This is a genomic window from Deinococcus aerolatus (genome assembly GCF_014647055.1).
Taxonomy (GTDB): Bacteria; Deinococcota; Deinococci; order Deinococcales; family Deinococcaceae; genus Deinococcus; species Deinococcus aerolatus.
This window is the reverse complement of record NZ_BMOL01000015.1, coordinates 20,543-36,899: the sequence shown is the minus strand read 5'-3', so window position 1 is coordinate 36,899 and position 16,357 is coordinate 20,543. Positions and strand designations below refer to the sequence as shown.

12 protein-coding genes are annotated in these 16,357 nt (G+C 67.1%); 8 read left to right on the top strand and 4 right to left on the bottom strand.

The window, feature by feature from the left end; genetic code table 11:
- Nucleotides 1-62: 62 nt before the first annotated feature.
- Entirely contained in the window at nt 63-2,423 is a 2,361-nt protein-coding gene (locus IEY31_RS14165; protein WP_188973108.1) for a 3-hydroxyacyl-CoA dehydrogenase/enoyl-CoA hydratase family protein, read from the bottom strand.
- Nucleotides 2,424-3,245: 822 nt separating this feature from the next.
- On the opposite strand from IEY31_RS14165, the gene IEY31_RS14160 reads away from it, so the two are divergent.
- From IEY31_RS14160 to IEY31_RS14140, 5 genes are all read left to right on the top strand, one after another.
- Nucleotides 3,246-3,599 carry a hypothetical protein gene (locus IEY31_RS14160; RefSeq protein WP_188973106.1) on the top strand — a complete coding sequence of 118 codons (354 nt, stop codon included), beginning with the start codon at nt 3,246-3,248 and terminating at the stop codon, nt 3,597-3,599.
- A gap of 110 nt (nt 3,600-3,709) precedes the next feature.
- Nucleotides 3,710-4,396, top strand: a complete 687-nt coding sequence (locus tag IEY31_RS14155) for a TetR/AcrR family transcriptional regulator (RefSeq protein WP_188973104.1) — start codon at nt 3,710-3,712, stop codon at nt 4,394-4,396.
- Between the two features lie 225 nt (nt 4,397-4,621).
- Nucleotides 4,622-6,307: a bifunctional metallophosphatase/5'-nucleotidase gene (locus IEY31_RS14150; RefSeq protein WP_188973102.1), complete on the top strand. Its 1,686-nt coding sequence runs from the start codon at nt 4,622-4,624 to the stop codon at nt 6,305-6,307.
- A 252-nt stretch (nt 6,308-6,559) separates the two neighbouring features.
- The gene (gene malQ, locus IEY31_RS14145) at nt 6,560-8,092 is read left to right on the top strand and encodes a 4-alpha-glucanotransferase (protein WP_188973100.1); all 1,533 of its coding nucleotides are present in this window, start codon (nt 6,560-6,562) and stop codon (nt 8,090-8,092) included.
- A gap of 136 nt (nt 8,093-8,228) precedes the next feature.
- Nucleotides 8,229-8,723 (top strand): FKBP-type peptidyl-prolyl cis-trans isomerase, encoded by a 495-nt coding sequence (locus tag IEY31_RS14140; RefSeq protein WP_188973098.1) that lies wholly within the window; start codon nt 8,229-8,231, stop codon nt 8,721-8,723.
- Nucleotides 8,724-8,849: 126 nt separating this feature from the next.
- Here IEY31_RS14140 and aspS read toward each other — a convergent pair whose 3' ends face one another.
- From aspS to IEY31_RS14125, 3 genes are all read right to left on the bottom strand, one after another.
- Nucleotides 8,850-10,184: an aspartate--tRNA(Asn) ligase gene (aspS, locus tag IEY31_RS14135; protein ID WP_188973096.1), complete on the bottom strand. Its 1,335-nt coding sequence runs from the start codon at nt 10,182-10,184 to the stop codon at nt 8,850-8,852.
- A gap of 199 nt (nt 10,185-10,383) precedes the next feature.
- Nucleotides 10,384-10,962: an ankyrin repeat domain-containing protein gene (locus IEY31_RS14130; protein ID WP_229723642.1), complete on the bottom strand. Its 579-nt coding sequence runs from the start codon at nt 10,960-10,962 to the stop codon at nt 10,384-10,386.
- Between the two features lie 144 nt (nt 10,963-11,106).
- Nucleotides 11,107-12,285, bottom strand: coding sequence for a GGDEF domain-containing protein (locus IEY31_RS14125; protein WP_188973094.1), 1,179 nt, complete (start codon nt 12,283-12,285; stop codon nt 11,107-11,109).
- A gap of 111 nt (nt 12,286-12,396) precedes the next feature.
- Here IEY31_RS14125 and IEY31_RS14120 point away from each other — a divergent pair, with 111 nt between their 5' ends.
- The 3 genes from IEY31_RS14120 (at nt 12,397) to IEY31_RS18755 (ending at nt 16,323) form a co-directional block, all read left to right on the top strand.
- Nucleotides 12,397-14,970: a U32 family peptidase gene (locus tag IEY31_RS14120; RefSeq protein WP_188973092.1), complete on the top strand. Its 2,574-nt coding sequence runs from the start codon at nt 12,397-12,399 to the stop codon at nt 14,968-14,970.
- Nucleotides 14,971-15,048: 78 nt separating this feature from the next.
- A complete protein-coding gene (locus IEY31_RS14115; protein WP_188973090.1) occupies nt 15,049-15,600 on the top strand; it encodes a DUF402 domain-containing protein in 552 nt (183 codons plus the stop codon).
- A gap of 9 nt (nt 15,601-15,609) precedes the next feature.
- Nucleotides 15,610-16,323: a hypothetical protein gene (locus tag IEY31_RS18755; RefSeq protein WP_229723640.1), complete on the top strand. Its 714-nt coding sequence runs from the start codon at nt 15,610-15,612 to the stop codon at nt 16,321-16,323.
- Nucleotides 16,324-16,357 lie beyond the last annotated feature (34 nt).

Here is a 16,357-nt window from a genome sequence, read left to right as displayed (position 1 = left end):
ATGGGGGAGGGGCGGCGGCACTGCCCCTTTCCCCGCAGAGGGGGGGAGGGGCCAGCACAAGGTCAGTTCCTGAGCGGCTTGCCGGTCTTGAGCATGTGGTCGATGCGCTGCTGCGTGCCCTTCTTGCCCAGCAGGGTCAGGAAGGCCTGACGTTCCAGGTCCAGCAGGTGCCCCTCGCTGACCTTGGCAGTGCGGTTGTTGCCGGTGCCGCCGCTCAGCACCCGGCCCAGTTCCTTGCTGACCACCAGGTCGTAGTCGGTGATGTACCCGCCCTGGTGCATGCCGTACAGCGCACTCTTCAGCGCGGCGATGGCGGCGTCGCCCATCACGGGAATGTCCTGGCGGGGCGTGGGCTGCACGTAGCCGGGCGCCAGCGCCAGCACCTGCCGCTTGGCCTCCATGAGGATGTGGTTCCTGTTCATGGCGACCGTGTCGGTGTCGCGCAGAAAGCCCAGGTTGCGGGCTTCCAGGGCACTGGTGGACACCTTGGCCGTGCCGATCAGCTCGAAGGCGCGCTGCACGGCGGGCAACATGGTTGCGCCGATCTGCTGGCCAGGGTGCAACTGATCGGTGAAGCGCAGCAGCATTTCCTTGGTGCCGCCGCCGCCGGGGATCAGGCCCACGCCCACTTCCACGAGGCCCATGTACAGCTCAGCGCTGGCAACGACGTGATCGGCGTGCAGGGTGAACTCCGCGCCGCCGCCCAGCGTCATGCCGAAGGGCGCGGCCACGGTGGGGTGCGGGGAGAAACGCAGGGACGTCGTGACCTGCTGGAACTGCTTGATCATGTCGTCCAGCTCGTCCCATTCGTCGGCCTGTGCCTGCGAGAGGATCAGCGGCAGGTTGGCCCCGGCGCTGAAGTTCTCGCCCTGGTTGCCCACCACCAGTCCGGCGTAGCCCATGTCCTGCACCAGCTTGTGCGCGTCCTGCACGGCACGCAGCTGGTCCTCGCCCAGCGCGTTCATCTTGGCGTGCCATTCCACCAGCAGCACGCCGTCGTCCAGATCGACGATGCTGGCGCCGCCGCGCTTCTTGACCACCTTGCTGGCGTCTTTCTTGAGGTCCGTCAGGATGAAATACGGCGCCTCGTACGGCGTGGGCTGACCCTCGGGTGTCACCGTCTCGTCCTCGCCCTGTTCATTCACAGAGTAGAACCGCTCGCGCCCGCTGTCCTTCATGGCCTGCAGCAGCGGGGGCAGGGTGCGGCCCTCGGCTTCCAGGTTGCCGATGACGGTCTGCACGCCCAGGGTGTCCATCGTCTCGAACGGTCCCTGCTCCCAGCCGAAGCCCCACTTCAGGGCGTTATCGATGTCCTGCAACCGGTTGGACACATTCCCGGCCATCTTGGCGGCGTACCAGAACCCGTCGTTCATCACGCCGCGCAGGAAGTCGCCCTCCTTGCCCTCGGCGGTGTACAGCGTCTCTACCCGCTCGGCCAGCGGCCTGCCCTTGACGGCCTCCACGGCGGCCACCTTGACCTTGCCCTGATCCTCGTAATCCATGCTCTCAAGGTTGAGATTCAGGATTTTGGTCTTGCCCTTCTCGTCCTTGGTCTTCTTGTAAAAGCCGCTGCCGGTCTTGTCTCCCAGCCATTTCTTATCCTCTACCAGGGTGCGGAAGCTGTCGGTCAGGCTGAAGTCCTCGTCGTCGGGGGTAACCTTTCCAATGTCGTTGGCGACGTGGTAGATGATGTCCAGCCCCGACAGGTCAGCGGTGCGGAAGGTGGCGCTGCTCGCGCGGCCCAGCACCGGCCCGGTCAGCTGGTCCACCTGCGCGGGGGTCAGTCCGGCCTGCTGCATGTGCTGCATGGCGCGGATGATGCCGTAGACGCCGATGCGGTTGGCGACGAAGCCCGGCACGTCGTTGGCAATCACCACGCCCTTGCCCAGCGTGGTTTCGGCAAATTCGCTGAAAGTTTCCACAACTGCTGGGTCGGTCTTGGGCGTGGGAATCACTTCCAGCAGGTGCAGGTAGCGCGGCGGATTGAAGAAGTGCGCGCCCACAAAGCGGCGCTGGAAATCCTCGCCCCGGCCCTCGATCTGCAGGTGCATGGGAATGCCCGACGAGTTGCTGGAGATGATGGCCGTTTTCTTGGCCACCTTTTCCACGCGCTCCCACAGGCTGCGCTTGGCGTCCAGCTTCTCGATGATGGCTTCCAGTATCCAGTCAGCGTCCTTGACCTTCGGCAGATCGTCTTCCAGGTTGCCGGGGGTAATCAGCGCGGCGCGTGACCGGTCCATGAAGGCGGCGGGGCGGGCCTTGAGCGCTTTCTGAATGCCCTGCTTGGCCAGGAAATTGCGGTCCGGGTTGTCGGGCAGCACGATGTCGAGCAGCATCACGGGAATGCCCGCGTTGGCGAGTTGCGCGGCGATGGCAGCGCCCATTACACCTGCGCCGATCACGGCAGCTTTCTGGATCTTCATGGAACCTCCTGGGAAACGGTCGAACTGAGGGGGCGAATAAATTTAGACTCGGTTCAAAGTTTAATGCAAGGTCAGGTCAATTGTCCACCAATCCGGAGCGGCGAAATCTTCATCTGTCGCTGGTGAGTTCGCGAGCACATTCGGTGTGCATCTATGTCTCACTGCCGCCGGCATGCATGTTTCGGGAAGCGGAGCAGCTGGAAGTGGCCCACGGCGAAAGCGTGGCGGGCACTGCGCTCGCCCAGCCGCCCTTAGCTACAGGAGTTGCCGGCAAGTCGCCAGGGGCGGGGAACCGCCGCGCCCCCACCGAATCCAGGGGAGCGTGAACCGGGCCATGTCCGGGGTCGACACGGTGGCCGTCGCGATCACGCGCTACTTACGATGCCCTGTATCGGTGTGCTTACCGTTGGCTGGGGGGCCACCATGAGCACCTGCGGGATTCCGGTGGGCAGCCGCGTGGTGGACCTGCGCGACAGGGCGTGCCTGCCCGGCCAGGGTTGCACGCCCACCTCGAACTTCGGGGCCGGAGATGTAGGCAGCAAGCCCGTCAAGCTAATGGCGCCGATTGCTCCGGCAGGCGTGGCAAACGCGGGGCCGAGCTTCATGGTCAACAACCCGTCGTCTTGGGTGGCCCTGACCTGCAAGACGCACCGCCTTGGTCCGCTGTTTCATGCCGCGTCCTTATCCAGCGTTGCGGTTGCCGGGCGTAAGCAAATGGTCAGAGGGCTTTATCTACAGTTCATGGTGCGCTGGGCGTGCGGGTGTTCCCCCCGGATGAACAGCGTGCCAGAAGCGCGACTTCATGTCCCGGAGTGTGACTGTATGACCCTGCTTCATGCGCCCCTGTATACCGCTCCCCCACCCTCTTCCAGCCCGGAGGCCCCGTTCTGGGGTGTGCTGGCGCAGCCCGAACGGCACCTGCTGCCCGGCGGTGAACTTCTGGTGTTCCGCTTCGGTAACGGCTACGGCGCGGCTCTGAACCACGGCGACGAGTTCTGTGTGCTGGACTGCACGGACGGCGAGCCCCAGCCGGCCTTCTATACCCCGGTGGCGTCCGGCATCCTGGAGGGGCTGGATCCCGCCACAGTCACGCTGCTGCTGACCCAGACCGAGGCCCTGCCGCGCCACCCCCGGCTGATCCTGGCGGACGAGGCGTTGCTGCAAGAAGCGTTCTAGCCCCGCCGGGCCAGGACCGCCGGGGGGCTTACCCCCCCCCCGCCAGCACCACCACGCGAGTGAAGCTCTTAACAGCGGTTGGGCGGCTCCCGAGCCTATGTTCAGGCCCCATGACCCGTGATTCTTCCCGTCCCATGCGTGCCCGCAGTCTGGCTGAAAAGCGGCAGCGCCGGGCCGACATCCTGAGCGCCGCCGAGAACCTGTGGATCACCACCCCCTACGCGGAACTGAGCATGAACCAGGTGGCGGGTGCGGCGCAGCTGGCCAAGGGCACCCTGTACCTGTATTTCGACACCAAGGAAGAGCTGTTCCTGGCGCTGGTCGACGGCCACCTGGAAGCGTGGATGGACCGCGCCACCATCCTGCTGGGCGAGCGCCGTCCCCGCACGCCGTCACAACTGGCCGACGTGCTGCTGGAGGCCGGGGACGGATCCGCCGCGCTGCGCCGCCTGCTGGTGCTGCTGGGAACGGTGCTGGCGCGCCGGGTGCGCCCGGAATTGCTGCAGGAGTTCTACGAGACCCTGAACGCCCGCCTGGACCGCCTGCTGGCGCTGATGCCGCTGGAGAGGTCCCTGGCTGAACGGGTCGTGATGCACCTGTACGCGCTTTCCATCGGCTGGCAGCACCTGTCCGAGTCGGGCACCCTCGGCCCTGGCGAAGGCGATGCGGAGGGGGCCCGACTGGACGCCCGTCCGGTCACCCTGGCCGCCCAGCAGGCCGGGCAGGCCGAGGAGGAGTTCAAGCTGGCGGTCAGGGCCGTGATCGAGCGCGTGGCCGGCGTGGTCAGCGCCGTCTGACCTCACCTGTGCCCGCGGCCCGGTTGGAGGCCGCCGGGCCGGGTTGATGCTGTCGACGTTTGCTGGGCGGAGTTTGCTGGGCAGACCCCGGGCGTGTCGCGCCCGGAAGGCCGCCCCTGCCAGGATCGTGTGGGTCCGCAGGGGCGACAGGCCTACTGCTGGCCCGTCCCTCAGCCTCCCTGGCAGTGGGGCAGATGGGTCACACTTCGCCTAAGATGGGACACCATGAAGAAAAACCTCGTTCTGATCGGCGCGGCCCTGGCCCTGTCCTCGTGCAGCCTGATCTCCAGACCCGCGGATCCGGTGACGGTGACGGTGATGGGGCTTAACGACTTTCACGGCAACCTGGAGGCCAGCAACTTCTCCGGCGTGATGATCCCCGATCCGGCGGACCCCACCAAGCAGATTCGCCTGAAGGCCGGGGGCATCGAGACCATCGGCGGCTACCTGGATCAGGAACGGGCCAACAATCCCAATCTGGTCTTTGTCGGGGGCGGCGATCTGATCGGCGCGTCGCCCGTGACCAGCAGCCTGCTGCGCGACGAACCCACCACCCTTGCCCTGAGCCGGCTGGGCATGCAGTTCAGTGCGCTGGGCAACCACGAATTCGATCAGGGTCTCAAGGAACTGCTGCGAATGCAAAACGGCGGCTGCGACAGCAACGACACCGCCAAGGCCTGCAAGTTCGAGAACCCCTACCCCGGCGCTGGCTTCAAGTGGCTGGGCGCGAACGTGGTGGACAAGACCACGCAAAAGCCCGTCTTCGCCCCCTACGGCGTGCAGGAAATCGGCGGCGCGAAGATCGGCTTTATCGGCGCGGACCTCAAGGCCACGCCCACCATCGTCAACCCCTCGGGCATCACAACGCTGGACTTTCTGGACGAGGCCAGCTCGATCAACAGGTACGTCCCCGAACTCAGGAAGATGAAGGTGGACGCCATCATCGTGCTGATTCATCAGGGCGGCGTGGCCAAGGACGGCTTCGCGGCCCCCGCCTGCGGCAGCCTGACCGGTCCTATCGTGGACATCGTGAACAAGCTGGACCCGGCCATCAGCGCCGTGATCAGTGGTCACACCCACCAGGGCTACAGTTGCGTCGTCAAGGGCATTCCGGTGATTCAGGGCGACTTCTACGGTCACCTGTTGCAACGCCTGGACGTGACCGTGGACAAGGCCAACCACAAGGTGCTCTCGGTCAGCGCGGCCAACGTGGTGATGGACCCCCGCACGCTGCCCAAGAACGCGGCCATGACCGCCCTGCTGACCCGCGCCCAGACCCTGACCAACGCCGTGAAGGGCACGCCGGTGGGCACCCTGGCACAGGCCAGCATCAGCCGCACCAACAACGCCGCCGGCGAGAGTGCCCTGGGCGACGTCATCGCCGACTCGCAGCTGGCCGCCACAAGGGCCAACGGGGCCGTGATCGCCTTCATGAACCCCGGCGGCATCCGCGCCGACCTGACCGCAAGTGCGGCCGGCAACACCGCCACCTTCGGCGACCTGTTCACGGTGCAGCCCTTCGGCAACACCATGGTGGTCATGGACCTGACCGGCGCGCAGATCAAGGCGCTGCTGGAGCAGCAGTTCGACAACCCCGAAGCGGGCAGCAGCCGGATCCTGCAGGTCAGCAAGGGCTTTGCCTACAGCTACGATTCCACCGCCGCGAAGGGCAGCCGGGTGGAGGCGGCCAGCATCAAGCTGAACGGCGAGACCCTGGACCCTGCCAGGACCTACCGCGTGACCATGAACGCGTTCCTGTCGACCGGCGGCGACAACTTCCTGGCGTTCAAGGACGGCACCAACGTGCTGCAACTGCCTAACCTGCCGGACGTGGACGCCCTGGACGCCTACATCAAGGCCAACCCCGGCCTGACGGGCGGCGCGCAGGACCGCATCACCAGGATCAAGTAGGGCGCGGCGGGCGAGAGCGGGATTCCCCTGCCTGCCCACCCGCCGGGCGTGCGTTCCCCTTCCTTTGACAGGAGGGGGCCATACGCCCATTTCTTCCTGCCGCCTCTGTCTTGAGCGTCTCTTTGGAGGCTGGTTCGTAGGGCCGGTTCATGTACTATCCTCGGCAATACCGGAACACCGTCCTCTTTGGAATCACTTCCAAATTTTCCCCTTTTCCTCTCCGCTCCCTCTCTGCCGAGGAGGTTTTCACCCATGACCCTGCCCCCCCCCACACTGGCCCGCTCCAGCGGCGTTCTGCTGCACCCCACCAGCCTGCCCGGTCCCTACGGCATCGGCGAACTGGGCCTTTACGCGCGTAATTTCATCGACTGGCTGGCGGACGCCGGGCAAAAATACTGGCAGGTCATGCCGCTGGGGCCGACCGGCTACGGCGATAGCCCTTATCAGGCTTTCAGCGCCTTTGCGGGCAACCCGTACCTGATCGATCTGGCGACCCTGCGCGGCGAAGGCCTGCTGCATGAAACCGACTTTGCCGCTACGCCAGTCTTCGCGCCTGACCGGGTGGATTTTGGCCTGCAATACATCTGGCGCAACCAGATGCTGGAGCGGGCGTACATCTCGTTCGTGGGAGGCGCGGCCCCGCACCTGTCCCATGAGTTCGAGGCGTTCAAGGCCGAAGAAGCTGGCTGGCTCGACGACTACGCGCTGTTCACAGCCCTGAAAGCGGCGCACGGCGGATTGCAGTGGAACGCCTGGCAGCCTGCCGTGCGTGACCGCCAGCCTGAGGCGCTGGACGCGGCCCGACATGACCTGAGCGTGTCCATTGAACGCACCCGCTTCGTCCAGTTCCTGTTCTTCCGCCAGTGGGCCGCGGTCCGGGCCTACGCCCGTGAGCGGGGCATCGAGGTGATCGGCGATATTCCCATCTTCGTGGCGATGGACAGCAGCGACGCGTGGGCGGGCCGAGACCAGTTCTATTTCGACGATCAGGGCCAGCCCACCGTGGTGGCAGGCGTGCCGCCGGACTACTTCTCGGAGACCGGGCAGCTGTGGGGCAACCCGCTGTACAACTGGAAGGCCATGCGGGAAGACGGCTTTGCATGGTGGATTGAGCGGTTCAAGGGCAGCATGAAGCTGTTCGACCTGATCCGTATCGACCACTTCCGGGGCTTTGCGGCGTCCTGGGAAATTCCCTTTCCCGCCGAGACCGCCATGCACGGGCGCTGGGTGCCCGCCCTGGGCGACGAGATGTTTCAGGCTGTGCGCGACGCGCTGGGCGTGCTGCCGATCATCGCCGAGGACCTGGGCGTGATCACCCCGGACGTGGAAAAGCTGCGCGACGACTTCGGCTTTCCCGGCATGGCGGTGCTGCAGTTCGCCTTTGGCGGGGGCGACTTTGCCGTCAACGACTTTCTGCCGCACAACCTGCGCGAGAACCAGGTGGTCTACACCGGCACCCACGACAACGACACCACGCGCGGCTGGTGGGTCCACGCCGAGGAACTGGAGAAGCACAACTTCCGCACCTACACCTCCTCGGATCCCAGCGAGGCCACCTTCGTGCCGCAGATGATGCGCCTGGCCTTCGAGAGCCGCGCCGCACTGGCGGTGGTTCCCCTGCAGGACATCTTCAACCTGGGCAGCGAGGACCGTATGAACCTGCCCGGCACCACCGGAGCCCACAACTGGACCTGGCGCTACCGTGCCGGCGACCTGCGCCCCGAGCTGGCGGCAGGCCTGCGGGCGCTGACGGTGGAGACTGGCCGCCTGGGTCAGGAGGGCTGAGCCGCGTGGAGGTGCCCCCGGCGGCAGGCGACCCCTGCGCGGGACGCACCGCGCAGCCCAAAGCGTTACACTTCTCAGGCGAGAAAACTCGTCCCGATATGCTGGCATCCGCCGCCGGGCGAGATATGGAGGCCCTATGAACACTGCACCAAACCAGATTGCCCAGGACAAGGTCGTCGACCTCGAGTACACGCTGACCGTGAACGGCGAGATCGTGGACCAGAGTGAACCCGGCGAGCCGCTGACCTACCTGCACGGCCATAGCAACATCATTCCGGGGCTGGAAAAGGCGCTGGAAGGCAAGGCCGCCGGCGAGCGCATGCAGGTCACCGTGCAGCCGGAAGACGGGTACGGCGAGCGCGACGAGACCAACACCGAGGAACTGGCCCGCGAGGATTTCGAGGACGACATCGAGATCGGCGAGACCTACTACGCCCAGGCCGAGGACGGCAGCGTGATTCCCTTCACGGTGATGGACGTGAACGGTGACACCGTGAAGGTGGACTTCAACCCCCCGCTGGCCGGCATGGTCCTGAACTTCGACGTGACCGTGGTAGACGTGCGCGACGCCACTGCCGAGGAACTGGAGCACGGCCACGCCCATACCCCGGACATGCACGAGCACGAATAAAGCCTGAGGGCTGAGGGGTGGGGCAGAGACGGGCCAGATTCTGGCGGGTCTCTGCCCCGCTTTCTGTCTTGAAAAGAGCCTGAACGGCCCAGCCCCCTTCCCTGGTGGGGCTGGGCTTTCAGGCATTCAGGGCGTCAGGCGGTGGCGGTCACGCGGGAAGGCGCGGGCATAGCGCACGTTGGCGATGCCCAGCAGCTTGGCGGTCAGCCGCTCGGCTCCGATGGCGAAGCCGCCGTGCGGGGGCATACCGAACTTGAACACCTCGGAGTAGCCGGTCATGGCTTCGGGATTCATCCGGTAGGCGCGGATCGAGTCCATTAGCATGGCGTGGTCGTGGATGCGCTGCCCGCCGGAGGTGATCTCGATGCCCCGGAACAGCAGGTCATAGCCGCGCGTGAGGTCCGGGTTCAGGCTGCCGTCCGCGTTGTGGTCGGCGTGCGTGTAGAAGGGCCGGGCAGCGCGTGGGTACTTGGTCACGAACACAAAGTCGCTGCCCTCGGTTTCGGTGAAGTGCTGAGAGAGCAGGCGTTCGGCCTCCGGGTCCAGGTCCTTGCCGCCGACCTGATGACCGTACTTCTCGGTCACCAGTGCGCGGGCTTCCATCAGCGGAATACGCGGAATGTGCGCCGGAACGTCGGGGATCGTCGCCCCCAGCAGCGTGAACTCGGCGGCGCAGGTCTCGCGCAGCCGTTCCATGATGGCCGCCAGCAGCCCGTTTTGCAGGGCCATCACGTCGTCCTCGCTGTCGATAAAGCCCATTTCCACATCCAGCGACAGGTACTCGTTCAGGTGGCGGCTGGTGGCGTGTTCCTCGGCGCGGTAGACGGCGGCCACCTCATAGACGCGCTCGAAGACGCCCACCATGATCTGCTTGTATAGCTGCGGGCTCTGGGCCAGGTACGCCTGCTCGCCGAAGTAGTCCAGCTTGAACAGGTTCGCGCCGCCCTCCGCGCCTGCAGAGACGATCTTGGGCGTGCTGATCTCGGTAAAACCGTGTTCGCGCAGGTAGGTGTGAAACCCGTACACGATCTCGCCCTGCACCTTCAGGGCCGCCCGCTCGCGCAGCCCGCGCAGCGAGACGTAGCGGTAGTCCAGCATGGTCTCGGGGTTGACGTTCCATTCCATCTTGGGAATTTCCAGCGGCGGCGCCTCCACGGCGGCGCTGACCACGCGGAAGTCCGTGACCTGCACCTCAAACCCCCCCGGCGCCTTGGGATGCGCCTTGACCCGGCCCACCACCTCGACGCTGCTCTCGGGCAGGGGAAGGCTCAGGCTGCTGCCCACGCACTGGGTAATGCCGGACACGTCGCGCAGCACCACGAACTGCACGCCGCCCAGGTCGCGCCGGGCATGAACGAAGCCCTGAAGGCGCACGGTCTGCCCGTCGTGCTGCGCGAGGTCACGGGTCAGGGTGCGGGGGAGTTTCTGTGTTGTTGCAGCGGGCTGGGGTTCGGTGGTCATGGAATCTCCTGTGTGGGCGGACTCAAAAAAGCCCCCGACTCCGGCGAGGAGGTCGGGGGCGCGGCGGCATCAGGCGTCCCCTAGCGGGGATCGTTGTCGCTGTTGTTGGTGGGGGCCACGAACATGCGGGCAAGTCTAGCGGTCGCGTGGGCCACATTTCAATCTGGAAACTAGTCAACGTGGCGGGCTGGCGGGCAGTTCACTCTGCAGGAGTGCCGTCCCCACGGGCTGCCATCACGGCGTCCAGCCGCGCCGCCGTGTCTGCCGCGCCCATCACGCGGGCCGCGTCGGCGGCGCTGGCCCCGCCCCCGTCGCGTACTCTGGGATCGGCGCCTAGCTCCAGCAGCCAGTTCAACATGTCCATGCGGCCAAACATCGCGGCCATCATCAGGGCTGTCCTGCCGCCGGGTGCGGCCACGTCCAGCCCCGCGCCGCGCTCGACGAGCAGTTCGGCGGTGGCCTGATCGCCCCGGAAGGCCGCGCCCATCAGCGGGGTCTGCCCCTGATCGTTCAGAATGTCGGGATCGGCCCCGTGGTCCAGCAGGGTGCGGACAGCGCCGATGTGGCTGTGGTATGCGGCCAGCATCAGCAGCGTGTCGCCGCGTGTGTTCTGAAGGTTGGGCGGCAGGCCGCGCCCCAGCCAGGTGTTCAGAAACCCGGCGTCCCCGTTGCGCGCCGCCTCGAAGGCCGACTGCATGATGTCCAGCACCTCGGCGTCAGTGGCTTCGGTGGCCGGCGTGGCTTGAGGCTGGGCGTGCGGATCGGCGTCGGCGGACATGGTGGGCCTCCTTGAAAGGCGGACTCGAACGGCGGAAAGGACGTCGGGGGTGCGGCGGAGCAGGTCACGGGATGCATGGGGGCCGGGGGCCGCCGCGAGGATATAGGCCAGTCTAGCGGGCGGTCGGGGGCGCAGCCCAGCGCTTCAGGCGGGGCGCAGGTCAGGGGCGGAGCGAGCACCGTCCAGCAGCTGCTGCCTAGTCTGCTCGTCGAGCTGGTCGAAGACGGCGCTGCGGTTACGCCCCAGTGCCTTGGCGTGGTACAGGGCGGCGTCGGCCCGCGCCAGATCGGCGTCGTGGGTGCCGGGGGTCTGGAGCTGGGCGCCCCCCACGCTGACCGTGATGTTCAGGCCGTGCGGCCAGGGCTGCTCCTGAAAGGTGCGGACCAGCCTCTCGGCGTGGCCCTGGGCGGCCGCCGCGTCCATGCCGGGCAGCAGGACCAGGAACTCGTCGCCGCCCCAGCGGCCCACGGTGCCCTGGCGGCCCGTGACCCGCGCCAGGAGTGCGGCGGCCAGGATCAGCACCTCGTCCCCAACCGCGTGGCCGTGGCGGTCGTTGATCACCTTGAAATGATCGATGTCTACCAGCAGTAGCGCGTCCGGCTGGTCCTGTTGCCCGCTGTGCCCGGCGGCCTCCACCATCAGGCCCCGCCGGTTGGGCAGGCCCGTGAGCGGGTCCGAATATGCCAGGGCCGCCAGCAGCTGCTGACGCTGCAACGAGGACAGGTGCTGGGTGCGGTACCACGACAGCAGGTAGATCATGACGGCGGTGGCCGTGATGTTGACCTGTAGTCGCAACAGGTCCAGTGGGTGGCCGGTCACGGATTCGTTTTGAAAGATCCAGGGCAGTGCCAGCGACACGGCCAGCAGCCCCAGGGCCAGATGTCCAGTGCGGGGACGGGTGTGAATCAGCAGCAAAAAGGTAAAGGCCACCAGTATGCTCAGGTACGGCCCCGAATTGAGGTAATACGTGGGCGGCTGCTGCGTCACTGAGAAAGCTGTCACGTTGGCCAGTGATGCCAGGCCCGCAGCCCAGACCATGACGGTTTCGGCGACGCGCAGCGCGCGGCCCAGCAGCAGCCAGACCATAACGGCCCCGAACACCACAATCAGGGGGGGCGTCACGACCTGAACGAAAAACTCCGGAATACCCGCCTGCTGCCGTGCGGCGGTGGACATGGTCAGAGCAAGGATCACGATTCCCAGCATCAGCAGGTACACCCGCCGCAGCGCCCGGTTCGAGGCCGCCGACGGTGTCATGGATATAGCCGGGGAAAACGTGTCAGACCGGTGCCGCGCGTCCTGTCTGCCGTCTGGAGGCACCATGCTCCGCAGTATAAGGGTGTGGCTTTGCTGGCACAGGCGCAGACGGGCTGCGCCGTCCGCCTGGCTCCTCACCACATTTGGCCCTTCCTGCGCGGCCTACACTGCCCTGTTATGTTGCGTCCCCGTATCAAGCCTGAAGTGATGAGTCCAGTGGGAGGCTTTCCCCAGCTGAAGGCAGCGGTGGAGGCCGGGGCCGACGCCGTGTTCTTTGGCGTCAACCCGGAGCGCGGGCCAGATCAGGCCATACGGGGCCGGGCGGACGGCGCAGGCTTTCACGCGCGGGCCAAGGTGGGCTTCGACGCCGAGGCGCTGCCCGAGATCATGCGCGGTCTGCACGCGCGCGGGGTGCAGGGTTTCGTGACGTTTAACGTGCTGGTCTTTGACCGTGAGCTGCGCGACGCCGAACGCCAGCTGATGGCGCTGGCCGAGGCCGGGGTGGACGCCCTGATCGTGCAGGACCACGGCGTGGCGCGGCTGGCCCGGCAGATCTGCCCGGACCTGCCCATCCACGGCTCCACCCAGATGAGCATCACCAGCGCCGAGGGGGCCGAGCACGCCCGCCGGTTCGGAGCCAGCCGGGTGGTGCTGGGCCGTGAGCTGAGCCTGCGCGACATCGAGCGCATTGCCGCACAGACCGACGTGGAGCTGGAAACCTTCGTTCACGGGGCGCTGTGCGTATCCTATTCCGGCCAGTGCTTTTCCTCCGAGGCGTGGGGAGGTCGCAGCGCCAACCGGGGCCAGTGCGCCCAGGCCTGCCGCCTGCCGTATGACCTGCTGGTGGACGGCGAGCAGCGCGATCTGGGCGACGCCCGCTACCTGCTGTCGCCGGGCGACCTGTACGCGCTGCATCAGGTGCCGGAACTGGTGCGGATCGGCGTGAACTGCCTGAAGATCGAGGGCCGCTACAAGGACGCCGAGTTCGTGGCCCTGACCACCGCCGCATACCGGCAGGCTGTGGACGAGGCGTGGGCGGGCCTGCCGCTGACCATCACGCCGCAGCAGGAACAGGATCTGGAACAGGTGTACTCGCGCGGCCTGGCCCCGCACTTCATGGCCGGCACCAACCACCAGACGGTGGTGCGCGGGCGGGCGCCCAGGCACCGCGGCGTGCGGGTGGGCACCGTGCGCGGCGTGACCGAGCGCGGCGTGCTGGCTGAACTCTCGGAGCCGCTCAAACCCGGCGACGGTCTGGTCTTCGATCCCGCCAACTGGCGTGCCCCGGAGGGCCGCGAGGAGGGCGGCTTCCTGTACGGGCTGTGGCAGGACGGCCAGCAGGCAGGGGACGTGCGTTCTGGCGGCGTCTATGAACTGCGTTTCGGGCGCGGCGCGGTGGACGGCTCACGCGTGCGCGTGGGCGATCCGGTGTGGCGCACCCACGACCCCAGCCTGAACGCCCGCGTCAAACCGCTGATCGAGGCGGGCGATCCGGTGTATACCCGCCCGGTCAGCGCGCAGTTCGTGGGCCACGTCGGGCAGCCCCCGCAGCTGACCCTGACCGACGAGGCGGGCCGCAGCTTTACCGCCCGCCTGCCGGAGCCGCTGTCGCCCGCCCGCAACCGGGCGCTGGACGAGGCAAACCTGCGTGAACAGCTGGGCAAGCTGGGCGGCACCGGCTACCATCTGTCGGCCCTGGACGTGAGCCTGCGCGGCGAGGGCTTTCTGCCGGTCAGCGCCCTGAACGGCCTGCGGCGCGAGGTGGTGGACGGCCTCACGGCCTTGCGGGCGCAGGCCCCGGCGCGGCGGATCGGTGAGGTGCTGGGCGGCCTCGCGGCGGAGCCGTCCCGTCTCCCGGCAGGGGGTGGGCCGGCAGAACCGCGCCTGCACGTCCTGGTCCGCACGCCCGAGCAGCTGGACGCGGCGCTGGAGCAGGCGCCGGACTCCATCACGCTGGATTACCTGGAACTGTACGGCCTCAAGCCCAGCGTGGAGCGGGTCAGGGCCGCCGGCATTGAGGTGCGGGTGGCGAGCCCGCGCATCCTCAAGCCCACCGAGCAGAACCTGCAGAAGTTCCTGCTGTCGCTGGACGCCGGGATTCTGGTGCGCAGCGGCGGGCTGCTCGAAGGCCTGCAAGGAACCGGGGACACCCGGTTGACCGGAGACTTCTCGCTGAACGCCGCCAACGTCCTGACCGCCCGCGCCCTGCTGGAACTGGGCCTGGACCGGCTGACCCCCACGCATGACCTGAACGCGCAGCAGATCACGGAACTGGCCGGGCTGGTAGGGCCGGAGCGGCTGGAGGTCATCGCCTACGGCCACCTGCCGGTCTTCCACACCGAGCACTGCGTGTTCTGCCGTTTCCTGTCAGACGGCACCGATTACACCAACTGCGGTCACCCGTGCGAAACACACCGCGTGGCCCTGCGCGACGAGCGTGGGCGCAGCCACCCGGTCATGGCCGACGTGGGCTGCCGCAACACGGTGTTCGAGGGCCGCCCGCAGGTGGCCGCCGCGCACCTGACCGGCTGGCTGGAGGCGGGCCTGCGTCACCTGCGCCTGGAATTCGTTCACGAGTCGCCGCAGCAGGTGCGCGAGGTGATCGGTGCCCACCGCGCCTTCCTGAACGGCGAGGTTCGCGCCGCCGAACTGGAGTCGAGCCTGTCACGGCTGGCGGAGGGCGGCACCACCGAGGGCAGCCTGTTTGTGCCGCACGACTTCGGACTGCTGGACGCCCTGCCGGTCCTGTAGCTTCATTAAGTCTCCATTCTTGACCGGGATGTTAGATTCCTCCGCGCCGGCTCCTGTGGGGGGCGGCTACGCTGGACCATGCTTGCTGACGCGCATCCGGTGAAGGTGGAACGGCACGACACGGCAACCAACTGTCACCACACCAATACCGGGCGCCGTGCGGTCAGAACGTACCGGGAAACCCCTGTGGGCCTGTTTGTGGCCCGCGATTTTGTGGGCCATCCGCGTATCCGCCACTGGCAGGCGCATCTGTTGCCCGCCCTGAATCTGGTGGTCTGCCATTACAGTTTTCACGGCCACCGTGAACACGACTTCTACATTGACGTGGCCCAGATCAGCCGGGAGGGCGCCGTCTGGACCGTGCGCGACCTGTACCTGGACATCGTGCTGCACGACGGTCTGGGAGCGGAAATCGCCGACACCGACGAACTGCTGGCCGCCTGGGAAGCGGGCTTTCTGACCTCCGAGGACCTGCAACAGGCCATTGAGGTGGCGCACCAGACCGTATCCGGGCTGGCCCGCGCCCGCTATTCCCTGAGCCACTGGCTGAAGGGACAGGCCCTGCGGCTGGAATGGCACGGCGAGGTCCAGGCCGGACTGCCGGGTGGGACCGGCACAATGGTGTCCTAGACTTCCTGGGTGAAGGCCCAGCGCTCCGCCCATCAATCCCGTCTGGAAGCTGCCCTGCCTGTGGCACTGGCGCGCGTCGCCGCCACGCCGGGGGTCTACGCCGCGCTGTGGTGCGGTTCGGCGGCGCTTGGGGAGGCCACGCCGCACAGCGATCTGGACTTCCACGCTCTGGTGACCGGCGAACACCGCTGGCGCAGCAACTTCACGGTGGACGGCGTGCCGGTGGAGGTCTTCCACAACCCCGTTCGCCAGGTCCGCGCGATGTTTGCCGAGGAGGACGCCGCGACGGTCACGATGTTCGCGCAGGGCCGTGCCGTCCTGCCCCATCCCGAGCTGGACGCGCTGATGGCCGAGGCGCATGCGCTTTACGCGGCGGGGCCGAAGCCCAGGCCCCTGACGGAAGCCCAACGCTTCAACCTGATCGAGGAGGTGATGGACGGCCGGGGCGTTCTGGACGAGCCGGTTCATGCGCTGGTGGCCCTGTCGACGGTCAGCAGCGCTGTGGATCAGCTGTACGCCGTCAACGGCTGGTGGGAGGTCAAGCACGAACGCTGGCCTGCCGACCTCGCCGGCAGAAGTCCGGAGCTGGCGCAGGGGTTGAATGCCGTTCTCGTGGCCACCGACGCGAGATCACGGCAGGCGGCGCTGGAAACCCTGGTCACGCGGCTGACCGGCGATCTGGCATACCGGGACGGCGGCAGCGAACCCGAAGCCGTGACCTGAAGCCGCGTCAGGCTCCTGTCATTCCGGCCCCCCT

Coding starts and splice junctions, on each gene's coding strand:
- malQ (WP_188973100.1), top strand. CDS start 6,560: ATGACCCTGCCCCCCCCCACACTGGCCCGCTCCAGCGGCGTTCTGCTG.
- IEY31_RS14160 (WP_188973106.1), top strand. CDS start 3,246: ATGACCCTGCTTCATGCGCCCCTGTATACCGCTCCCCCACCCTCTTCC.
- IEY31_RS14165 (WP_188973108.1), bottom strand. CDS start 2,423: ATGAAGATCCAGAAAGCTGCCGTGATCGGCGCAGGTGTAATGGGCGCT.
- IEY31_RS14140 (WP_188973098.1), top strand. CDS start 8,229: ATGAACACTGCACCAAACCAGATTGCCCAGGACAAGGTCGTCGACCTC.
- IEY31_RS14150 (WP_188973102.1), top strand. CDS start 4,622: ATGAAGAAAAACCTCGTTCTGATCGGCGCGGCCCTGGCCCTGTCCTCG.
- IEY31_RS14120 (WP_188973092.1), top strand. CDS start 12,397: ATGTTGCGTCCCCGTATCAAGCCTGAAGTGATGAGTCCAGTGGGAGGC.
- IEY31_RS14155 (WP_188973104.1), top strand. CDS start 3,710: ATGACCCGTGATTCTTCCCGTCCCATGCGTGCCCGCAGTCTGGCTGAA.
- IEY31_RS14115 (WP_188973090.1), top strand. CDS start 15,049: ATGCTTGCTGACGCGCATCCGGTGAAGGTGGAACGGCACGACACGGCA.
- IEY31_RS14125 (WP_188973094.1), bottom strand. CDS start 12,285: ATGGTGCCTCCAGACGGCAGACAGGACGCGCGGCACCGGTCTGACACG.
- aspS (WP_188973096.1), bottom strand. CDS start 10,184: ATGACCACCGAACCCCAGCCCGCTGCAACAACACAGAAACTCCCCCGC.
- IEY31_RS14130 (WP_229723642.1), bottom strand. CDS start 10,962: ATGTCCGCCGACGCCGATCCGCACGCCCAGCCTCAAGCCACGCCGGCC.